Raw genomic sequence first — 20582 nt, 5'->3', positions numbered from 1 at the left:
CCTCCAGCCTAGGACGGTCCGCCCTTCGCCCCGATCAGCTCGGACACCTTCACGAACCGGTACCCCTGGGCCCGCAGCTCCGGCACGATCCGCCGCACCGCCCGCTCGGTCGTCGGCGCCGCGCTGCGCGTGCAGTGCATGACGACGACGGAACCCGGCCGCACGCCGTCGAGGACCTGCCGGGCCACGGCGTCGGCGTCGGTCGCGAAGGCGTCCCCGCTCACCACGTCCCACTGCACGGCGGTGACTCCTGCGGGGGTGAGCGCCTTGAGGGCCGTGCGGTCGTAGCAGCCGCCGGGGAAGCGGAAGTACGGCATCGCGTCCGGCACCCCGACCTCGCGGAAGGCGGTGTAGGCGCGCTCGACGTCGGAGCGCATCCGGTCCTCGGACACGCGCGGCAGGCCGTAGCAGTCGCCGGTGAAGGCGTAGTGGCTGTACGAGTGGTTCGCGACCTCGAAGAGGGGGTCCCGCCCGATCGAGCGGGCCTCGGCCGGGTACTCCTCGGCCCATCGGCCGGTCATGAACACGGTCGCCGGCACCTTCAGCGTCCGCAGCGCGGCGATCAGCGACGGGTTGTCGAAGTGCTCGCCCGCCGCCGCCCGCGCCCCCTGGTCGGCGGTCATGTCGGCGTCGAAGGTGAGGGCGACGGCCTTGTCCGGGGTGCGGGGGCCGTGCTTGAAGACGGGGGTGAGACCGGAGGGGCCGGGGGCGAGGGTCGGGGGCCGTGAGGGGGCGGCGGAGGGGGCCGGACGGGCGGCCCTGGTGCGGGGCGGCTCGGGGGTGGTGGCGCAGGCGGTGAGGGCGGCGCCGAGTGCGCAGACGGCGGCGACTTGTCGTACTCGAATGATCACCGTACGAACATAACGGGGTGAATCGGGCGATTATCGGACCGCTGCACAAAGGGCCCCGCCGATGCCCCGATCAGGCGCCCACTGGCGGCGGCCGGAGCGTCCGGGGAACGCGGAGGACCGCTTCCCCGGACGCCCGGCGAACCGTCGCCCTACCTCCGCCAGGGTCCCCGCACGGCGAACGTGGTCCCCGGCGTGTAGCAGTTGACGAACATCGTCTCGCCGTCCGGGGAGAAGGTGACCCCCGCGAACTCGCCCCACTCGGGCGCTTGCGGCGTTCCGATGTTCTGGGCGTTGCGGGCCATCGCATACACCTCGCCGCGGCGCGTCACGCCGAACACATGCTGGGCGCCGTTGCCGTCCTCGCAGACCATGAGCCCGCCGCTGGGGGCGAGGCAGATGTTGTCCGGGGACTCGCCGGGCAGCTGGACGTCGGTGTCCGGGCCGAACACGATCACCAGGGTGAGACGGCGGGCCGAGGGGTCGTACCGCCAGATCTGCCCGTAGTGGTCGGCCGCCGAGCCCTCCGCGCTGTGCGCGAAGGAGGAGACGAAGTACACGCACCGGCCGCCCCAGTAGCAGCCCTCCAGCTTCTGCGCGTGCGTGATGCCCTTCGGGCCGAAGTCCTGGAGGCGGACGGGGGTCTGGGCGGCCAGCGGGTCCGGTACGTCGACCCACTCGATGCCCTCGAAGCAGGCGCCCGTCTCCTGGATGGAGGACAGGTCGGGTACGCCGGGCACACGCATCGCCTGGAGCCGGCCGCCCGCGCGCAGGGAACCGAGGCCGCCCAGCGGCTTCTCCGGGAGGAAGCGGTAGAAGAGGCCGAAGGGCTTGAGGAAGGCGTCCTCGGTCTCGTAGACGATGCCGCGCTTGGGGTCGACGGCGATCGCCTCGTGCTGGAAGCGGCCCATCGCGGTCAGCGGGACCGCGCCCGAGCGGCGCGGGTCGGCGCCGTCGACCTCGAAGATGAAGCCGTGGTCCTTGGTGTAGCCGTTGGTGCCGGCCCTGTCCTCGGTCTCCTCGCAGGTCAGCCAGGTGCCCCAAGGGGTGGGCCCGCCCGCGCAGTTGACGGCCGTACCGGCGATGGCGACGCGCTCCGACAGGACGTCGCCATGGGCGTCGAGTGTCAGCGCCGTACAGCCGCCCTTGCCCATCGGGTCGTAGGTGAGACCGTCGATCGTCGGGACCGCGAGGGCCGCGGTGACCCGGTTCTCGTGGTTGCGGACCAGGTGGGTACGGCCGTGTCTGCCGGAGAAGGCCGACATGCCGTCGTGGTTGGAGGGGACCTTCCCCTCGCCGGAACGGAGCTGGTCGCCCTCGCGGGAGAGGACCCGGTAGCGGAAACCTTCCGGCAGATCGAGCAGGCCGTCCGGATCGGGGACGAGCGGACCGTAGCCCGTGTGGCCGAGGTTCTGGCTCGCGGCGGCGGTGCCGGCGAAGAGCTCGGAGAGGGCGCCGGTGAAGGCGATGCCCGCCCCCAAGGCACCGGAGCGGGCAAGGATCTGACGTCGTGTTGCGGACATCGAGCAGCAACCTTCCTGCTGGCGGACAGGATGTGACGCCGCTGTGTCTATCACCTGGGTCCGGCCGCGGGAACCACGCGCGTAGCACGTGTCACTTGTCGGCCGGCCCCTGCTGCGCCCTCTCCAGGAAGCGCAGCAGCTCCACCGGGAAGGGCAGGACAAGGGTGGAGTTCTTCTCCGCGGCCACCGCCACCACCGTCTGGAGCAGCCGCAGCTGGAGTGCGGCGGGCTGCTCGGACATCTCCTTGGCGGCCTCGGCGAGCTTCCTCGACGCCTGGAGCTCGGCGTCGGCGTTGATGATGCGGGCGCGGCGCTCGCGGTCCGCCTCCGCCTGCCGTGCCATGGAACGCTTCATCGCGTCCGGCAGCGACACGTCCTTGATCTCGACCCGGTCGACCTGCACACCCCAGCCGACGGCCGGACTGTCGATCATCAGTTCCAGGCCCTCGTTGAGCTTCTCGCGGTTGGACAGCAGATCGTCCAGCTCGCTCTTGCCGATGATCGACCTCAGTGAGGTCTGCGCCATCTGGGAGACCGCGAACCTGTAGTCCTCGACCTTCACCAGCGCGCTCGCCGCGTCGATCACCCGGAAGTAGACGACCGCGTCCACGCGCACCGTCACGTTGTCCCGGGTGATGCCCTCCTGGGCGGGGACCGGCAGCGTGACGATCTGCATGTTGACCTTGTGCATCCGATCCACCATCGGGACCACCATCGCGAACCCGGGATCCCGTACCTCGCTCAGCAGCCGCCCGAGCCGGAAGACCACCCCGCGCTCGTACTGCTTGACGACCCGGGCCCCGGCAGCGACGTAGACCACCCCGGCGGCACCGGCCGCCGCGGCCAAGGTGAGCAGCTCCTGGAGCATGATCCACCCCCTCTTCCGGAGGGCTTTTGTCTGCTCCTGCAACGATATGCCCGGTGCCTGGCCCGAGGCTACGGACCAGGCACCGGGGTTCACGCCAGGGCGCGGTCACCCGGGGTTCACGCTAGGGCGCGGTCACCCGCACCGGCTCGGTGCCGACCGCGCTGTGCCGCTCTGCCCAGTTCTCCAGGGCGGTGCGGCAGGCGTGGTCGAGGTGGTGCAGACCGGAGAGGTCCAGCTCCACCGGGCGGTCCTGGGGCAGCGCCTCCAGGCTGTCGAGGATCTTCGGCAGCCGCAGGAAGGTCGCGTTGCCCGACAGATACGCCTGGACCGGGCCCGCGCCCTTGTCCACCACCTCCAACTTCAGGTGCGAGGCCTCCCAGGCGGTCTTGGCGACCGCCAGGGCGAGACCGATGAGCACGCCCTCGAACATGCTGACCGCGACGATCGACACGGCCGTGACCATGAGGATCAGTGCCTCACCGCGATGCTCGCGCCACAGCGACACGATCTCCCGTACGGGGATCAGCTTGGCGCCGGAGTAGACGAGGATGCCCGCCAGCGCCGGGATCGGGATGTAGGCGAGAACGCCCGGCAGCAGCGCCGCGAACAGCAGCAGCCATACGCCGTGCATCACGCGGGACGCCTTCGTGCGGGCGCCCGCCTGCACGTTGGCCGCGCTGCGCACGATCACCGCGGTCATCGGCAGCGCGCCGAGCACACCGCACAGCGCGTTGCCCGCGCCCTGCGCGACGAGCTCCTTGTCGTACTCGGTGCGCGGCCCGCTGTGCAGCCGGTCCACGGCCGCCGCGCTGAACAGCGACTCGGCGGACGCGATGAGGGTGAACGCGAGGATCGTGGCGAGGACGCCGATGTTCGCCAGTTCGCCGAAGGCGCTGAAGGACGGCGGCTGGATGGACCCCAGCAGCCCCTGCACCTCGACGGTGGCCACCGGCATCGAGAACGCCAGGGCCGCCAGCGTGGCCAGACCGACCGCGGCGAGCGGGCCGGGCACGGTACGCACCGCCGCCGGCATCCGCTTCCACAGCACCAGGACGGCGACGGTGCCGGCGCCGAGGCCGAGCGAGGCCAGCGCCGCGGTGTTCCCGACGGCGTCCACGAGCGCGCCGGGCAGCCCGGCTATCTTGCCCACGCCCGAGGCGGGCGCCTTGGCGTCCGCCATCGCGTACAGCTGCCCGGCGATCAGGACGAGCCCGATGCCGGCCAGCATGCCCTCGACGACGGAGACCGAGATGGCCCGGAACCAACGGCCCAGCTTCAGGGTGCCCATGAGGATCTGGAGGACACCGGTGGCCAGCACGATCACGCCGAGGACGGGCAGTCCGAACTCCTGCACCGCCTCGAAGACCAGCACGGTCAGACCGGCCGCGGGGCCGGAGACCTGAAGGCTGCTGCCGCGCATGAGACCGGTGGCGATGCCGCCCACGATGCCGGTGACCAGGCCGATCTCGGCCGGGACACCGGAGGCGACGGCCACGCCCACGCACAGCGGCAGCGCGACCAGGAAGACGACCAGGGAGGCGGTGAAGTCACGCCGCAGGTGAGGGTATTTGGTCATCATGCCGGTCACAGTGCCTCGAACGCGTCGGTGTCCGCGCGGTGTTCACGGACGGCGCCGGTGTGAACCTCGTAGTACCAGGCCCGCAGGGTGAGTTGACGGGACGTCAGCTTCTGCTCGATGCACGGGTAGGAGCGCAGTCGCAGGACCTGGGCCAGGACATGGCTCTGCACGCCCTCGGCGACCGCGGGGTCCTCGGCCGCACCCGCCGGGCGCGGCTCGGCGCGGGTGAGCCAGTCGCGTACGGCGGGTACGGCGTCGAGGTCGTCGCCGCGCACCAGGGCGCCGACGGCGCCGCAGTGCGAGTGGCCGCAGACCACGATGTCGCTGACGCCGAGGACCTCGACGGCGTACTCGATGGTGGCCGCCTCGCTGGTGGGGTGCTCGGAGGCGTACGGGGGAACGATGTTGCCCGCGGTGCGCAGCTCGAAGAGCTCGCCGGGACGGGCGCCCGTGATCAGGGCCGGCACGACCCTGGAGTCGGAGCAGGTGATGAACAGGACCTGCGGGGATTGGCCTTCTGCGAGCTTGGCGAACTCCTCAGGGCGCTGTCCGAACAGGCGGGCGTTGTCGATGAGGGGCTGCATGTGGTGACTCCTCCTGGCGCGCACGGCGGCGCGTCGGACGTACATGACAGATGTGGGGGTTTGTTCCGGGTGTGGGGCAGGGCGGCCGGTTCCTGGTTGCGCGGCGACGGGTGAGCGGAAGCTCTGAAAGGTCGCCGGGAACGGGCCGCCTAGGCTCTCGACCCGCGATGAGATTCGGGCCGAGCTTCGGGATGGGCTTTGGGTTGAGCATCACGGATCGTGTGCGCGGTTGCGAACGGATCCGTGGGAGTGAACGGCGGAGGGGTGACCTGGGCGGTGGTGCGAGGCGGAAGCACGGTCGGTGCTCTCGTGCCTCGAAACATGCGCCCCCCTTCCGACGGTTCATAGCTCACGCGCAGACCAAGCCTTGGTCAATGGCTGGTCAAGAAACACGGTAACCCTGCAAAGTTGTTTGCAGGGTTAACTTAGCGTTTCGAGCTGAAGAGAGCCTGAAAAGCGCGGGTGGCGTGGCGCGAACTGGCCCTTGACCTGGGGGGTTTCGCGAGGCTAGGCGGACTCGACGAGCCGCTTGCCGTCGCGGGCCAGCGCGGTGAGCCGGGAGATCGCCCGGAAGTACTTCTTGCGGTAACCGCCCTTGAGCATGTCCTCGCTGAACAGCTTGTCGAACGGCAGCCCGGAGGCCAGGACCGGGACCTCACGGTCGTAGAGCCGGTCCGCGAGGACGACGAGCCGCAGCGCGGTGGACTGGTCCGGGACCGGCTGCACATCGGTCAGACACACCGCCTTCAGGCCATCGGTCAACGCGCCGTAACGGCTGGGGTGGACCCGGGCGAGGTGGTCGAGGAGCTGTGGGAAGTCGTCGAGCGCGGCGCCCGGCGTGGCGTACGCCGTCTTCGTGACCTGCTCTTCCGAGAAGGGCGCCGGTGCCTCGGGCAGGCCGCGGTGGCGGTAGTCCTCGCCGTCGATGCGCAGGGTGCGGAAGTGGGAGCTCAGGCCCTGGATCTCGCGCAGGAAGTCGACCGCCGCGAAGCGGCCCTCGCCGAGCTTGCCGGGCAGGGTGTTGGAGGTGGCGGCGAGGGCGACACCCGCCTCGACCAGCCGGGCGAGGAGGGAGGAGATCAGGACGGTGTCGCCCGGGTCGTCCAGCTCGAACTCGTCGATGCAGAGCAGTCGGTGGTTCGAGAGCGTCTGGACCGTCTGCGGGAAACCGAGGGCGCCCACGAGATTGGTCAGCTCGACGAACGTGCCGAAGGCCTTGAGGGAGGGCTCCGCCGGGGTGGCGTGCCACAGGGAGGCCAGGAGGTGGGTCTTGCCGACGCCGTAGCCGCCGTCGAGGTAGACGCCGCGCGGGCCGGCGGGTGTCTTGGCCTTCGCCTTGTCCTTGCCCTTGCCGAATCCGAAGAAGCCGCGCTTGCCGCCGGTGACGGCGTGCGCCCCGCCGAGCCCGCCCGCGAAGCCCTCGAGCACCTTGACGGCCTCGAACTGGCTGGGCTGGTTCGGGTCCGGCAGGTACGTGCTGAAGCGGACCGAGTCGAAGCGCGGCGGCGGCACCATCTCGGCGACCAGACGGTCGGCGGGGACGTGCGGCTCGCGGGCGCACAGGGACACGGGGGCCGCGTCTGCTATCGGGCTGATCCCGGAGGCGGTGGTGGAGGACGACACGGTTCCCCATGCTAGGGCCTGTCCGGCGGACCAGGCCGGTCCGGGCCCGCGGTGCTCCTTGATGCCGACCGGCGGGGTCCGGTGCGTCCGGGGGCGGGGCGGAGGAGGGAGCCGACGCGGAGCGCCGGGGCTCGACGGCAACGCCGCAGGTGGGCGCACCGGACCCGGCGACCTGCCGGTCCGGTCCCTCGGACAGGCCCCGGCCGCGTGCCAGACTGCACGACATGCGACGCCTGTTCCCTGTGACCGACCAGACAGCGACGACGGCCTCCGGCGGTGGGGCCGGGGAGGTGGGGGCGGGGGGTGCCGATACTTCTGGGGCTTCTGGGGCTCCGGGGGCTTCTGGGGTTTCTGAGGCGGGGGCCGGTGGTGAGGCCGCTCCGGGCGGCGAGCCCGTCGGCGGTGAGTGGAGCCTCGCGCAGCTGGCCGCCGCCTATGCCTACCCCGACTCCGTCGCCGCCCCCGCCACGGGCCCCCGGGTGCCCTGGCTGCGCGGCAACATGGTGTCCACGCTCGACGGGGCCGCCCAGCACGACGGGAAGTCACAGCCCATCTCCACCGCTGCCGACATGCGGATCTTCGGCACCCTGCGGGGGCTGGCCGACGTGGTCGTCGTAGGTGCGGAAACGGTACGCCAGGAGGGATACCGGCCCGCACGCGCGCGTGCGGAGTTCGCGGAGGCCAGGGAGGCGGCCGGGCAGGCGGCGGCACCGGCGATCGCGATCGTCAGCGCGAGCCTCGACCTCGACTTCTCGCTTCCGCTCTTCACCTCCCCTCTCGTCCCCACCCTGATCCTGACCGGCGCGGCCGCCGCGCCCGACCGGAAGGCCGCCGCCGAGAAGGCCGGTGCCCGGGTGGTCATCGCCGGTGACGGGATGGGGGTGGAGCCCGACCGGGCCGTGCAGGCGCTGGCCGACCTCGGCTTCACCCGGCTGCTGACCGAGGGCGGTCCACGCCTCTTGGGACAGTTCGTGGCCGCCGGGGTACTGGACGAGCTCTGTCTGACCGTCGCCCCGATGCTCACCGTGGGCGACGCCCAGCGGATCGCGGGCGGTCCTTCCGTCGCGGTTCCGCAACGGTTCGCACTGGTGTCCCTACTGGAGGAGGAGGGGTTTCTCTTCGGCCGCTACCAGCGGACTTGAAAATCGATCAGTGGTACCGCTGGTCCCGAAAACGGCGGAATCAACCGTTCCGTTTAGCTTCCGGCGGGCACACTGAATCTCGCAGTCCCCGTGAGATCGCGGGGCAGGATGGTTTCCGCAGAAGGGGCGCGCGCGGTGTTCACAAGCGTTTTGATGATCGAGAAGGCCCTGACCTCCGCCGACGTGGAGTTCGTCACCACCTTGCACGGGGACGAGCAGGTCTCCTTCCACGTGCTTCTCCAGCCGCGAGGCGATCAGGCCGACCGGCTGCTGAGGGCCATCGATGACGTGGCGCTGGGCGAACTGGACGAGGCGGCGCGGGAACGGGAGGTTCCCGAAGGCGCCGCGGCGAAGGACTTCGGGGAGCGGGCGCTGGAGGTCTCCCTCCAGGCGCTGCGGGGCTCCGGGAGCCCGGCGGAGGGGCGGTTGATCGAGGACCACCCGCTGGACGCGCTGAAGGTCGTGGTGGACGAGATCAAGGCCGACGAGGTGATCGTGCTGACCGATCCGCACTACGTGGAGGAGTTCTTCCACCGGGACTGGGCGTCGCGGGCGCGGCACAAGGTGGGGGTGCCGGTGCTGAAGCTGTTCTCGCACAGCAAGGCGTGAGCGCCGTCCACTGTGCCGCGTAGGGCATCGCGAGGCAGTGGATAGGCTGGGGCGCCTGAACGTCCGCCGTATCTGTACGCACAGGGAGACATCACGTGGCACCCGGCACCCTTCCCACCGCCATGGACCGACCGCACTTCATCGGCATCGGCGGCGCCGGGATGTCGGGGATCGCGAAGATCCTCGCGCAGCGCGGGGCGAAGGTGGCGGGCAGCGACGCCAAGGAGTCCGCGACCGCCGAGGCGCTGCGGGCCCTGGGCGCGACCGTGCACATCGGGCACGCGGCGGAGCACCTCGCCGACGACGCGAGCTGTGTGGTCGTGTCGTCGGCGATCCGCCAGGACAACCCCGAGCTGGCCCGCGCGGCCCAGCTGGGCATCCCGGTGGTGCACCGTTCGGACGCCCTCGCGGCCCTGATGGAGGGCCTGCGCCCGATCGCGGTCGCGGGCACGCACGGCAAGACGACCACGACGTCGATGCTGGCGGTCTCCCTGACCGAGCTGGGCCTGAACCCGTCGTACGCCATCGGCGGCGACCTCGACGCCCCCGGCTCGAACGCGCTGCACGGCGAGGGCGAGATCTTCGTCGCCGAGGCGGATGAATCGGACCGCAGCTTCCACAAGTACGACCCCGAGGTCGCGATCGTCCTCAACGTGGAGCTCGACCACCACGCGAACTACGCGTCGATGGACGAGATCTACGAGTCCTTCGAGACCTTCGCCGGGAAGATCGTCCCCGGCGGCACGCTGGTGATCAACGCCGACCACGAGGGCGCGCGGGAGCTGACCCGGCGCCTGGCGGGCTCGGTGAGGACGGTGACGTACGGCGAGGCGGAGGACGCCGACGTACGGGTCCTGGCGGTCGTACCGCAGGGCCTGAAGAGCGAGGTCACGGTCGTCCTGGACGGCCGTGAACTGGTCTTCACGGTCTCTGTCCCCGGCCGCCACTACGCGCACAACGCGGTCGCCGCCCTCGCGGCGGGCGTGGCGCTCGGCATCCCGGCCACGGACCTCGCGCCCGCGCTCGCGGCGTACACCGGCGTCAAGCGCCGCCTCCAGCTGAAGGGCGAGGCGGCGGGCGTCCAGGTCATCGACTCCTACGCCCACCACCCGACCGAGATGACGGCGGACCTTGAGGCGATGCGGTCGGCGGCGGGCGACGCGCGCATCCTGGTCGTGTTCCAGCCCCACCTCTTCTCCCGCACCCAGGAGCTGGGCAAGGAGATGGGCCAGTCCCTGTCCCTCGCGGACGCCTCGCTGGTCCTGGACATCTACCCGGCCCGCGAGGACCCGATCCCGGGCATCACCAGCGAGCTGATCATCAAGGCGGCCCGCGCGGCGGACGCGGACGTGACGCCGGTGCACGACAAGGCGGACGTCCCCTCGGTCGTCGCGGGAATGGCGAAGCCGGGTGATCTCGTTCTCACCATGGGCGCGGGTGACGTGACGGACCTCGGCCCGCAGATCCTGGACCGCCTGTCGAAGTGAGGGGCTGAGTTTCATGTCGTACGACGTCGAAAAGCCGGAAGAGCAGTGGCGCACGGAGCTGACTCCGGCCGAGTACGCCGTCCTGCGCCAGGCCGGCACGGAGCCCGCCTTCACCGGCGAGTACACCGACACCAAGACGCAGGGTGTCTACTCCTGCCGCGCCTGCGGCGCCGAACTCTTCACCTCCACCACGAAGTTCGAGTCCCACTGCGGCTGGCCCTCCTTCTACGACCCGAAGGACACCGACGCGGTCGAACTGATCGAGGACCGGTCGCACGGGATGGTGCGGACGGAGGTGCGGTGTGCGCGATGCGGCTCGCATCTCGGGCATGTGTTCGAGGGCGAGGGGTATGGGACGCCGACCGATCAGCGGTACTGCATCAACAGCATCTCGTTGCGGCTGACTGCGGACGAGGGCTGATCCCCGCCCAGCCCCGGGCACCGTCCTCGTCGCACCCGAGCGCACCCTGTCCTCCGACGGCGGCCCTGCCTGACCGGAACTCGGCCGGCCCGCCGTTCGGGACGGGATACTTGTGTCTTTCCAGACATGGGCGACCAGGGGAGCGCAGCGGTGAACTCTGCCGGGGAGACGGGCCGTCGGGGCGCGGGTGGCGGGTTGGGTGGGCGGCATGCGGTCGTTGTGGGTGGGAGCCTCGCGGGGCTGCTCGCGGCGCATGTCCTCGCCGGGCATGTCGACCGGGTGACCGTCGTCGAGCGGGACCGGTTCCCGGACGACGGCGCGGCACGTCCCGGCGTACCGCAGGGACGGCATCCGCATGTGCTGCTCCAGGGCGGGCAGACCGCCATGGAGTCGCTGCTGCCGGGCTTTCTCGCGGAGTTGCGGGAGGCGGGGGCGCCCCTGGTGGGCATGCCGTCGGACATGGTGCTGTGGCAGAGCGGCCGCTGGTTCCGCCGGCTGGCCGCGTCCGTGCACATCTACACCGGCTCCCGCGCTCAGCTCGAAGCGCTGGTACGGCGGCGGGTTCTCGCCAATCCGGCGATCAGCGTGGTGGAGGGGGCCGAGGCTGTCGGGCTGGTCGGTGACGCCTCTCGGGTGCGCGGGGTGCTGGTGCGGGAGCGTTCCGGTGAGGCCCGCGCCGAACCCCGGACCGTGGCGGCCGACCTGGTCGTCGACGCCTCAGGCGGCGGCACCAAGGCCGCGCGGTGGCTCGCCGGGATCGGCGCCACGCGCCCGTACGAGGAGACCATCGACACCGGCCTCGCCTACGCCTCCCGCGTCTACCGCGGCAAGGCGGGCGTCCTCGACGGCGACACCGTCGGCTACTACGTCTATCCCGGTACCGAACAGCTCCACGGCGGAGGCGCGCTGCCGCTGGAGGACGGCACCCATCTGGTGATCGTCTCCGGTCTGCGCGGCGACGAACCGCCCACGGACGACGACGAGTTCACGGCGTACACCAAGCGGCTGGCGCATCCGCTCCTGGACCGCTGGCTGGAGGACGCCGAGCCGCTCTCCCCGGCCTTCGGCTACCGGCGCACCGCCAACATCCGACGCCGCTACGACCTGCCCGGCCACCCCGCCGGGTTCCTCGCCACCGGCGACGCCCTGTGCACCTTCAACCCGATCTACGGGCAGGGCATGGCCGTCGCCGCGATGAGCGCCGTAGCCCTGCGCGACGCGCTGGCCGACCGGCGCCGGACGCCCACGACACGGCGCGTGCAGCGGGCGCTGCTCGGGGCGTCCCGGTTGGCCTGGGACATCTCCGCCGGGGCCGACCGCAAGATGCCGGGCGCGGTCGGTAACGCGCTCGGCGGCCGGCCCACCGACGGCGTCACCGACTGGTATCTGCGCCGGGTCCAGGAGAGGTCGCCGGGCGACCCGGTCGTGGGGGACGCGTTCCGCGCCGTGCTCCACCTCGCCGCGCCCGTCACCGCCCTGTTCGCCCCGCCTGTGGCCCGCGCCGTTCTTTTCCAGCGGCCCGCCCCGACCCCGGCGGATGCTCCGGCGGCCCCGGAGATGCCGTAGACCGTCGGTGCGTCGTCGGTCGACGACGGTCGCCTCGGAACGGGAGTAGGGCCGCCAGGGGAGGGAGGCGGCGATCGTCAGACGGTCTCGTGCGGTCCGCCCGGCCGACGCGCCGCCCACAGGCCCCGGACGTGGCCGATGTGGCGGGTCATGACCTCGCGCACGGCCTTGTCGTCGCGGGCGATGAGCGCGTCGAGGAGTTCCAGGTGCTCCTCGGCGGAGGCCAGCAGGCGGCCCGCCTCGACGAGGGCGGTCAGGCCGTAGAGGCGGGATCGCTTGCGCAGGTCGCCGACGACCTCGACGAGGTGGGCGTTGCCGGCCAGGGCGAGCAGGCCGAGATGGAAGCGGGTGTCCGCCTCGACGTAGGCGACGAGGTCGCCGGCCGCGGCGGCCTGGACGATCTCGCGGGCGGCCGGGCGCAGCGCCTCCAGGGAGACCGGCGCGGCGGTGGCGGCCAGCTCCACCACCGTGGGGATCTCGACGAGGGCGCGGATGTGGGTGTACTCGTCGAGCTGCTGCTCGGACACCTCGGTGACCCGGAACCCCTTGTTGGGGACGGTGTCGACCAGGCCCTCCTTGGCCAGGTCCAGCATGGCCTCGCGCACCGGGGTCGCCGAGACGCCGAAGCGGGCGGCGAGGGCCGGCGCGGAGTACACCGCGCCGGGCAGCAGCTCACCGGCGATCAGCGCGGCCCGCAGGGCGTCGGCGACCCGCTCGCGGTAGCTGCTCCGCTTGCCGCCGAGCGAGGGCAGGGCGGGGGCGGATGCGGATGCCGTTGCGGTTGCCGATGCGGGGGAGCTGCTGGGCCGGGCGGTGGGCATGGTCGGGGTCTCCTCGTGCGGGCTGGGGTACGTCGCGCGGCGGTGGCAGCCCCGTAGAGCGGGTGCAATGTCACGCGCCACCAGTATCTACGCGGCCAGGGGAGTGGTGCTCTAGAGGACGAACCCGGCCGGGAACGGATCGCTCGGGTCGAGCAGGTACTGGGCCGTGCCCGTGATCCACGCGCGGCCGGTGAAGCTGGGCAGGACGGCCGGGCGGCCGGCGACCTCGGTGGTGCCGAGGAGACGGCCGGTGAAGCTCGTCCCGATGAAGGACTCGTTCACGAACTCGGTGTGCAGCGGGAGTTCACCGCGCGCGTGCAGCTGGGCCATGCGGGCACTGGTGCCGGTGCCGCAGGGGGAGCGGTCGAACCAGCCGGGGTGGATGGCCATCGCGTGCCGGGAGTGGCGGGCGGTGGCACCCGGCGCGATCAGATGGACGTGATGGCAGCCGCGGATGGACGGGTCCTCGGGGTGGACGGGCTCCTCCTCGGCGTTGATCGCCTCCATGAGCGACAGCCCGGCGGCGAGGATGTCGTCCTTGCGGGCACGGTCGAAGGGCAGTCCGAACTGGTCCAGCGGCAGGATGGCGTAGAAGTTTCCGCCGTACGCCAGGTCGTAGGTCACCGTCCGCCCGTCGGAGAGCGTGGCCTTGCGGTCGAGGGCGACGGAGAAGGACGGCACGTTCTGCAAGGTGACCGACTTCGCCGCCCCGTTGGCCACCTCGACCTCGGCGACGACGAGACCCGCCGGGGTGTCGAGCCGGATGGTGGTGACCGGCTCGACGACCTCGACCATGCCGGTCTCCACGAGCACCGTCGCCACACCGATCGTGCCGTGCCCGCACATGGGGAGGTATCCGGAGACCTCGATGTAGACCACACCCCAGTCGCAGTCGGGGCGGGTCGGCGGCTGGAGGATCGCGCCGCTCATCGCTGAGTGTCCGCGCGGCTCGTTCATCAGCAACTGCTTGATGTCGTCGCGGTGTTCACGGAAGTACAGCCGCCGCTCGTTCATCGTCGCGCCGGGGATGGTGCCGATGCCGCCGGTGATCACCCGGGTGGGCATGCCCTCGGTGTGCGAGTCGACGGCGTGCAGGACGAGTTTGCTGCGCATGGTCCGAACTCCTCAGTGAGACGCGGGGGTTACGCGAGTCCAGCGGCGACGGCCTTCTCGGTGGCGTCGCGGACCGCGGCCTCCTGCTCCGGCAGCAGGGGCTGTCGCGGCGGACGGCAGGCGCCACCGGGCCGACCGACGATGTCCATGGACAACTTGATGGCCTGCACGAACTCGACCTTCGAGTCCCAGCGCAGCAACGGGTGCAGCTGCTCGTACAGCTTCTTGGCGGTGCCGAGATCACCGGCGACGGCCGCCCGGTACAGCTCGACGGTCGCGCGCGGCAGCGCGTTCGGGTAGCCGGCCACCCAGCCCTTGGCGCCCGCGATCGCCAGCTCCAGCAGGACGTCGTCGGCTCCGATCAACAGGTCCAGTTCCGGGGCGAGTTCGGCGATCCGGTAGGCGCGGCGCACATCGCCGGAGAACTCCTTCACCGCGTGGATGTACCCCTCGGCGTGGAGTTCGGCGAGGAGTTCGGGCACCAGGTCGACCTTGGTGTCGATGGGGTTGTTGTACGCCACCACCGGCACGCCCGCCTTCGCGACCTCGGCGTAGTGCGCGAGCACCGAACGCTCGTCGGCGCGGTAGGCGTTGGGCGGCAGCAGCATCACCGAGGCGCAGCCGGCGTCGCGCGCCTGCTCGGCCCAGCGGCGGGCCTCCGTCGAGCCGTAGGCGGCGACACCGGGCATCACCCGCTCGCCCCCGATGGCGGCCACGGCCGTCTCGACGACCCTGGCCCGCTCCTCGGGGGTGAGCACCTGGTACTCGCCGAGCGAGCCGTTCGGTACGACGCCGTCACAGCCGTTCTCGACCAGCCAGGCGCAGTGGGCGGCGTAGGTGTCGTAGTCGACGGACAGGTCGTCGTGGAGGGGGAGCGCGGTGGCGACGAGGACGCCGCGCCAGGGGCGGGGCGACTGGGGGGTGGTGGTCATCGGGGTTCCTCCGTACGGGTCGAGATGGTGTGTGACATAGCACTGGATGTTGAGATCGATGAGGGGTTCTATGTGCCGTGCGGGGCGTCCGTCTCCCCGGCCCGCGCGAGCACGCCGAGCGGTACCGGCCGGGCGAGCAGCCGGCGGGCGGGCGTGTCCGGGCAGCCGGCGACCCCCGCGACCCCGGACTCGCACATCCGCCCCTGGCACCAGCCCATCCCGGCCCGCGTCAGCAGCTTCACCGTCCGTAGATCCCCGGCCCCCAGCCCCGCGACGGCCTCACGGATCGCCCCGCCGGTGACCTCCTCGCAGCGGCACACCACCGTGTCGTCGCCGACCTGCTCGGCCCAGTGGGCGGGCGGCGCGTACACGTCGTCCAGCGCGGCGAAGAACCTCCGCAGCGCCGCACGGGCCCGGGCGGCCCCCGCCCAGTCGCGCGGGTCCGGTACCGCCCCGGTCAGGCGGGCCGCGGCCGAGCGTCCGGCGATGTGGCCCTCGGCGAGGGACAGCGTCGCGCCGCCGATCCCGGTGGCCTCGCCCGCAGCCCACACGCCCGGCACGTCCGTGCGCTGCTCGTCGTCCACGTGCACCGCGACCCCGTCGATCCGGCAGCCCAGGCCCTGGGCGAGATCGGTGTGCGGCACCATGCCGTGGCCGACGGCGAGCGTGTCGCAGGCGATACGGCGCCCGGTGCCGGGCCTGACCCGCCCGTCCCCGTCGAGGGCGGCGACCGTGACCGCCTCCAGCCGGCCGGTGCCGTGCGCCTCGACCACGGTGTGATGGACCAGGGTGCGCACCCGGTGCCGCAGCAATCGGGCCGCGTACTCGGCGGCCTCGGCCAGCTTGGCGGGCTGGGCGGACAGTGCGCGGGACCGCCGTACGAATCCTCCGGGATCGGCGGACTCCACCAGCGCCGCCACCCGGACGCCCGCCGCCGCGAGCCCGGTCGCGACGGGCAGGAGCAGCGGTCCGGTCCCGGCGACGACGGCGGTGTGTCCGGGCACGGCGAGGGTGCCTTTGAGCATGGCCTGCGCGCCGCCCGCCGTGACGACTCCGGGGAGCGTCCAGCCGGGGAAGGGCAGCACCTTCTCGTAGCCGCCGGTGGCGAGGAGGACGGCGTCCGCCCGTACCTCGGCGGGCCGTTCCTGCTCCGGACCGAGCAGGGCGTGCACGGAGAAGCCGTCGGTGCGCCGCTCCACCAGCCAGACATGATGCTCCGGCAAGTGCCGTAGCGAGCCCGCCTGTTCCTGCCCGCGCAGTCCCTCGCGCAGCCGCTCCCAGGTGCGCCACTGGTGATGCAGCGCCTCGGGGTGCCGGGCCCCGAGTTCGCGCGCGGGCTGCCGGTAGAACTGGCCGCCCGCCTCGGGCGCCGCGTCGACGAGGGTGACCCGCACACCGTGCCGGGCGGCGGTCAGCGCGGCGGTGAGGCCCGCGGGACCGGCGCCGATCACGGCCAGATGCGGTCGCTGTGAAGTCTCTCGGCCCGCGTCAGCCATCGTGACCGGTCCCCTCCTGCGTGCGGACGGTGTCGCCCGGCCGCAGCGCGACCAGGCAAGCCCGTTGATTGGGGCGGTCGTTGACGGTGACCAGGCAGTCGAAGCAGACCCCGATCCCGCAGAACACGCCTCGCGGTCGCCCCTCTCCCCGGGTGGTACGCCAGGAGGTGACCCCGGCCGCCCACAGTGCGGCGGCGACCGTCTGGCCGGGCAGCGCCTCGACTTCGCGCCCGTCGAGCGTGATCGTGAACGCGGGGCCGGGGCGGGCCCGCGTGAGCTCCAGCGGATTCACGACGCCTCCTCGGCGCGGGGAAAACGGTCGGGACGGAACGGCGTCAGATCCAGGTCGGGTGTCTTCGCGGTCAACGCCTGCGCGATCAACTGCCCGGTACCGGTGGCGAGTCCGATGCCCGCGCCCTCGTGCCCGCAGGCGTGGAAGAGGCCGGGGACCCGGGGGTCGGGGCCGATCGCGGGCAGGTGATCGGGCATGTACGGGCGGAAGCCCAGGTAGGTGCGCATCGCCCGGACGTCCGCCAGGAACGGGAACAGCCTCGTCGCGCCCGCCGCCAAGGCCCGTACGGCGGGCAGCGAGAAGGACCGGTCGAAGCCGACCCGCTCCCGGCTCGCGCCGATCAGGACCGGACCCGCGGCCGTGCCCTCCACCACCGGTGAGGTCTGCAACGCGGCCGAGTCGCTGGCCACGTCGGCCACATAGTCGGCGGCGTACACCTTGTGCCGCACCCTGCGCGGCAGCGGCTCGGTGACCAGTACGAAGCCGCGCCGGGGGAGGACGGGGAGGTGGACGCCCGCGAGCGCGGCCAGTTCGCCGCCCCAGGTGCCGGCCGCGCTGACGACGGCCGGGGCGTGCAGGTCGCCGTGGTCGGTACGGACACCGCGTACGGCACCGTCGGCGCCGCGCAGCACCTCGGTCACCGTCCGGCCGGTCAACAGACGGGCGCCCGAGGCCCGTACGAGATGGGCGGCGGCCAGGGTGGGCATGACCTGGGCGTCCTGGGGGTAGTACACGCCGCCGGCCATGGCGGGGGCCAAGTACGGTTCGTAGGAGTGGAGTTGGTCTGCGGGCACGCTCAGCGCGTCCACCCCGGCGGCCCGCTGTCCGGCCGCGAACTCCTCCAGTGCGGCGAGCCCTTCGGGGGTGGAGGCGACGACGAGGCCGCCCTTGGGCTCGTACTCGAACGCCGCCCCGAGCCCCGCCCCGGCCGCCAGCTCGGCCCACAACCGGCCTGACAGCAGGGCGAGTTCGAGCTCGGGGCCCGGCTCCTTGTCGGAGACCAGCAGATTGCCCTCCCCGGCCCCGGTCGTCCCGCCGGCCACCGGGCCACGGTCGACCACCGTGACGTCCAGGCCCGCCCGGGACGCGTACAGGGCACAGGCCGCGCCCACCATCCCTGCCCCGACGACCACGACATCGCAGGTCAGTCGCATGCTCACAGCAGTAATATGTCACATAGCGCCGTGTCGAGGAATACCCCGCGCGCGACGACCGACAAAACAAGAACAAGCACACCCCGCACCCGGTCGCCGGTGCCTGAGTTGCCGGTCCGCCGACCCCATGACCTCATGGAGAGGCGTCGGCTCCGCTGATCCTGAGCGCCCGGAGCCCTCGGCGAACATCCGTGAATATCCGTGTGCGGAGTCCGGGAGCGAGTTCATGGGCAGTGTGTCGACGGCCGGCAAGGAAAAGGTGGCCCCCGACCCGGGCGACGGTGAGCGGCCCTCCGCCGCGGCCTGGCGGAACCTGGTCGTGGCCACGCTCGGGTTCACGCTCACCTTCTGGGCCTGGAACCTGATCGCACCGCTGGCCAGCCAGTTCGACGACGACCTGCACATGTCGTCCTTCGCGCAGTCGGAGCTGGTCGCCGTTCCCGTGCTGGTCGGCTCGCTGGGCCGCGTCCCGGTCGGCGCGCTCACCGACCGCTACGGCGCCCGGCTGATGTTCCCGCTGGTCAGCGCACTGACGATCATTCCGGTGCTGCTGCTCATCCCGGCCCACACGTCCTATCTGGCGCTGGTACTGGTGGGCTTCGTCCTCGGCCTCGGCGGCACCACCTTCGCCATCGGCGTCCCGCTGGTCAACTCGTGGTTCCCGCCCAAGCAGCGGGGCGCGGCCCTCGGCATCTTCGGCATGGGCATGGGCGGTGTCGCGCTGTCCGGGTACTTCACGCCCCGGATGTACAAGCACAGCGAGAACCTGCCCTTCCTCGTGCTCGCCATCGCCCTCGCCGTGTACGCGGTCCTGGCCTATCTGTTCATCAACGACCGGCCCGGGCGCCCCGTCCCCAGCACCCCGCTCACCACCCGGCTCCGCCAGGCCGGCCGGCTCCGGGTGACCTGGGAGCTGTCCGCCCTGTACGCCATCGGGTTCGGCGGCATCGTCGCGTTCGGCGTCTATCTGCCGACCTACCTCAAGACCTGGTACGACCTCGACGCCACCGACGCGGGCACCAGGGCCGCCGGGTTCGCCCTGGTCGCGGTGGTGTTCCGGCCCATCGGCGGCTGGCTCTCGGACCGGATCCACCCGGCCGTCGTCACGTCCGTCTCCCTGGGCGTGGTGGCCCTCCTCGCCGTCGTCCAGGCCTTCGACCCGAAACTGGTGCCGACCGCCACGATCTGCCTGCTGGTGATGGCCGCCGCTCTCGGCGCGACCAGCGGCGCGGTGTTCGCCCTGGTCGCCCGGGTCACCCCGCAACCGCAGGTCGGCAGCGTGACCGGCATCGTCGGCGCGGTCGGCGGCCTGGGCGGATTCGTGCCGCCGCTGGTCATGGGCGCCGTCTACAGCGCCAAGGACTCCTACTCGATCGGGTTCATGCTGCTGTCCGACCTGGCGCTCGCCGGGTGCGTGTACGCGTACGGGCGGATGCGGGACGCCGGGCGGGAGAAGGAGCGGGTGGCGTGAGGCGACGGCGGTCGATCAGCCGTCGTACCCCACCGGCCGCACGCACCGCACCGCACCGTGTGACCTCGCCTACAACACCTTCCGCTGCACCAACGCCGACAACACCAGCGCCCCCGGCAGCAAGGGCGCCCACACCGTCAGCACCCGGTAGCCCACGACCGTCGCCGTCGCCAGCCCCGTGGGCGCGCCGAACCCCACCAGCGCGAACACCAGCGCCGCGTCCACCGGCCCGATGCCGCCCGGCGCGGGCACCGCACCGACCGCCGTGCTCGCCGCGAGGAAGGCGAAGGCCACCTGCGTCCAGGACAGGGGCAGGCCGAGCGCCGCGCCGACCGAGAAGATCACCCCGGCCTGGAGCAGCGGGGCCGCCGCCGCGCCGCCCCACAGGGCGAGGGCCCGGGACGGGCGGGTGTGCAGCTGCCGTACGTCGGTCAGGGCGGTGCGGACGAGACCGCGCACCGGACGGACGAAGACCAGCAGCGTGCCTGCCGCGAGCAGTACGAGACCCACGGCCGCCACCGGCACCAGCAGCGTTCGCCGGTCGGGGACCAGGTCGCCCAGCCGCAGCAGACCCGGGGACAGGACGACGAAGGCGATGAGCACCAGGGTCTTGGCCACCGGTCTGACCAGCGAGTACAGGGCGAGCGAAGCGGTCGCGCGGGGCAGCGGGACGCCCTGGCGTTGCAGAAAGCGCAGGGTGACCGCGTGGGCGCCGATGCTCGCCGGGAGGACGTGGTTGGCGGCGCCGGCGGCGAACTGGGACGCCAGCAGCAGCCCGGGCGGCAGCCGCTCCGGCAGGGCGCCCTGCCGTACACAGGCGGCGGACACCCAGGTGAGGAGGGTGAAGGCGACCCCGGCCAGCAGCCACCAGGGGTCGGCCGAGGCCAGCCGGGCGGTGCCGTCGGACAGGGAACGCCAGTCGACAGCGGCCCACGCGGCGATCAGCAGCAGTGGCAGCAGGCTGAGCGCAGTTCGCAGGAGGCGGGCGGGAACGGGTCTGGGGGCGGCGGTGGGCAGCGGGCGGGGCAGCTCTTCGAGCGGGAGCAGGGTCAC

At 72.2% G+C, this 20582-nt stretch carries 19 protein-coding genes; 6 read left to right on the top strand and 13 right to left on the bottom strand.

Going from position 1 to position 20582, the window contains the following annotated elements:
- Positions 1 to 8: 8 nt before the first annotated feature.
- The 6 genes from OG866_RS10255 to zapE form a co-directional block, all read right to left on the bottom strand.
- Positions 9 to 851, bottom strand: a complete 843-nt coding sequence (locus tag OG866_RS10255) for a polysaccharide deacetylase family protein (RefSeq protein ID WP_329333539.1) — start codon at positions 849 to 851, stop codon at positions 9 to 11.
- 149 nt (positions 852 to 1000) lie between these two features.
- Complete coding sequence (locus tag OG866_RS10250) at positions 1001 to 2371, bottom strand: PhoX family protein (RefSeq protein ID WP_329333537.1); 1371 nt, start codon at positions 2369 to 2371, stop codon at positions 1001 to 1003.
- Positions 2372 to 2462: 91 nt separating this feature from the next.
- The gene (locus tag OG866_RS10245) at positions 2463 to 3239 is read right to left on the bottom strand and encodes a slipin family protein (RefSeq protein ID WP_329333535.1); all 777 of its coding nucleotides are present in this window, start codon (positions 3237 to 3239) and stop codon (positions 2463 to 2465) included.
- A 121-nt stretch (positions 3240 to 3360) separates the two neighbouring features.
- Positions 3361 to 4818, bottom strand: coding sequence for a SulP family inorganic anion transporter (locus tag OG866_RS10240; protein WP_329333533.1), 1458 nt, complete (start codon positions 4816 to 4818; stop codon positions 3361 to 3363).
- A gap of 5 nt (positions 4819 to 4823) precedes the next feature.
- On the bottom strand, positions 4824 to 5402 hold the full coding sequence (locus OG866_RS10235; protein WP_329333531.1) for a carbonic anhydrase: 579 nt from the start codon (positions 5400 to 5402) through the stop codon (positions 4824 to 4826).
- Between the two features lie 507 nt (positions 5403 to 5909).
- On the bottom strand, positions 5910 to 7025 hold the full coding sequence (zapE, locus tag OG866_RS10230) for a cell division protein ZapE (protein WP_329333530.1): 1116 nt from the start codon (positions 7023 to 7025) through the stop codon (positions 5910 to 5912).
- A 224-nt stretch (positions 7026 to 7249) separates the two neighbouring features.
- Between zapE and OG866_RS10225 the strand changes: the two genes are divergently transcribed.
- The 5 genes from OG866_RS10225 (at position 7250) to OG866_RS10205 (ending at position 12250) form a co-directional block, all read left to right on the top strand.
- Positions 7250 to 8167: a pyrimidine reductase family protein gene (locus OG866_RS10225; protein ID WP_329333528.1), complete on the top strand. Its 918-nt coding sequence runs from the start codon at positions 7250 to 7252 to the stop codon at positions 8165 to 8167.
- Positions 8168 to 8320: 153 nt separating this feature from the next.
- The gene (locus OG866_RS10220; RefSeq protein ID WP_329333526.1) at positions 8321 to 8776 is read left to right on the top strand and encodes an indole-3-glycerol phosphate synthase; all 456 of its coding nucleotides are present in this window, start codon (positions 8321 to 8323) and stop codon (positions 8774 to 8776) included.
- 95 nt (positions 8777 to 8871) lie between these two features.
- Positions 8872 to 10263, top strand: a complete 1392-nt coding sequence (gene murC / locus OG866_RS10215) for a UDP-N-acetylmuramate--L-alanine ligase (RefSeq protein WP_329333525.1) — start codon at positions 8872 to 8874, stop codon at positions 10261 to 10263.
- A 13-nt stretch (positions 10264 to 10276) separates the two neighbouring features.
- Positions 10277 to 10684: a peptide-methionine (R)-S-oxide reductase MsrB gene (msrB, locus tag OG866_RS10210; RefSeq protein ID WP_329333523.1), complete on the top strand. Its 408-nt coding sequence runs from the start codon at positions 10277 to 10279 to the stop codon at positions 10682 to 10684.
- 219 nt (positions 10685 to 10903) lie between these two features.
- Positions 10904 to 12250, top strand: a complete 1347-nt coding sequence (locus tag OG866_RS10205) for an FAD-dependent oxidoreductase (protein ID WP_329344019.1) — start codon at positions 10904 to 10906, stop codon at positions 12248 to 12250.
- A gap of 77 nt (positions 12251 to 12327) precedes the next feature.
- Here the strand turns inward: OG866_RS10205 and OG866_RS10200 are convergent, their stop codons facing one another.
- From OG866_RS10200 to OG866_RS10175, 6 genes are all read right to left on the bottom strand, one after another.
- Positions 12328 to 13071 carry a GntR family transcriptional regulator gene (locus tag OG866_RS10200; RefSeq protein ID WP_329333522.1) on the bottom strand — a complete coding sequence of 248 codons (744 nt, stop codon included), beginning with the start codon at positions 13069 to 13071 and terminating at the stop codon, positions 12328 to 12330.
- A gap of 111 nt (positions 13072 to 13182) precedes the next feature.
- The gene (locus OG866_RS10195) at positions 13183 to 14184 is read right to left on the bottom strand and encodes a proline racemase family protein (protein ID WP_329333520.1); all 1002 of its coding nucleotides are present in this window, start codon (positions 14182 to 14184) and stop codon (positions 13183 to 13185) included.
- 29 nt (positions 14185 to 14213) lie between these two features.
- Entirely contained in the window at positions 14214 to 15116 is a 903-nt protein-coding gene (locus tag OG866_RS10190; protein ID WP_329333518.1) for a dihydrodipicolinate synthase family protein, read from the bottom strand.
- Positions 15117 to 15184: 68 nt separating this feature from the next.
- Positions 15185 to 16612: an NAD(P)/FAD-dependent oxidoreductase gene (locus OG866_RS10185; protein WP_329333516.1), complete on the bottom strand. Its 1428-nt coding sequence runs from the start codon at positions 16610 to 16612 to the stop codon at positions 15185 to 15187.
- On the bottom strand, positions 16605 to 16904 hold the full coding sequence (locus tag OG866_RS10180) for a (2Fe-2S)-binding protein (RefSeq protein WP_329333513.1): 300 nt from the start codon (positions 16902 to 16904) through the stop codon (positions 16605 to 16607). The genes OG866_RS10185 and OG866_RS10180 overlap by 8 nt, the downstream gene beginning before the upstream one ends.
- Positions 16901 to 18064: an NAD(P)/FAD-dependent oxidoreductase gene (locus OG866_RS10175; RefSeq protein WP_329333511.1), complete on the bottom strand. Its 1164-nt coding sequence runs from the start codon at positions 18062 to 18064 to the stop codon at positions 16901 to 16903. Before OG866_RS10175 ends, OG866_RS10180 begins: the two co-directional genes overlap by 4 nt.
- A 220-nt stretch (positions 18065 to 18284) precedes the next feature.
- Here OG866_RS10175 and OG866_RS10170 point away from each other — a divergent pair, with 220 nt between their 5' ends.
- The gene (locus tag OG866_RS10170; protein ID WP_329333510.1) at positions 18285 to 19529 is read left to right on the top strand and encodes a nitrate/nitrite transporter; all 1245 of its coding nucleotides are present in this window, start codon (positions 18285 to 18287) and stop codon (positions 19527 to 19529) included.
- 69 nt (positions 19530 to 19598) lie between these two features.
- Here the strand turns inward: OG866_RS10170 and OG866_RS10165 are convergent, their stop codons facing one another.
- The gene (locus OG866_RS10165) at positions 19599 to 20582 is read right to left on the bottom strand and encodes a lysylphosphatidylglycerol synthase transmembrane domain-containing protein (protein ID WP_329333507.1); all 984 of its coding nucleotides are present in this window, start codon (positions 20580 to 20582) and stop codon (positions 19599 to 19601) included.

The organism is Streptomyces sp. NBC_00663, assembly GCF_036226885.1.
Classification (GTDB): domain Bacteria; phylum Actinomycetota; class Actinomycetes; order Streptomycetales; family Streptomycetaceae; genus Streptomyces.
Note: the sequence above shows the minus strand (reverse complement) of the source record. Positions and strands in the feature narration are given on the sequence as shown.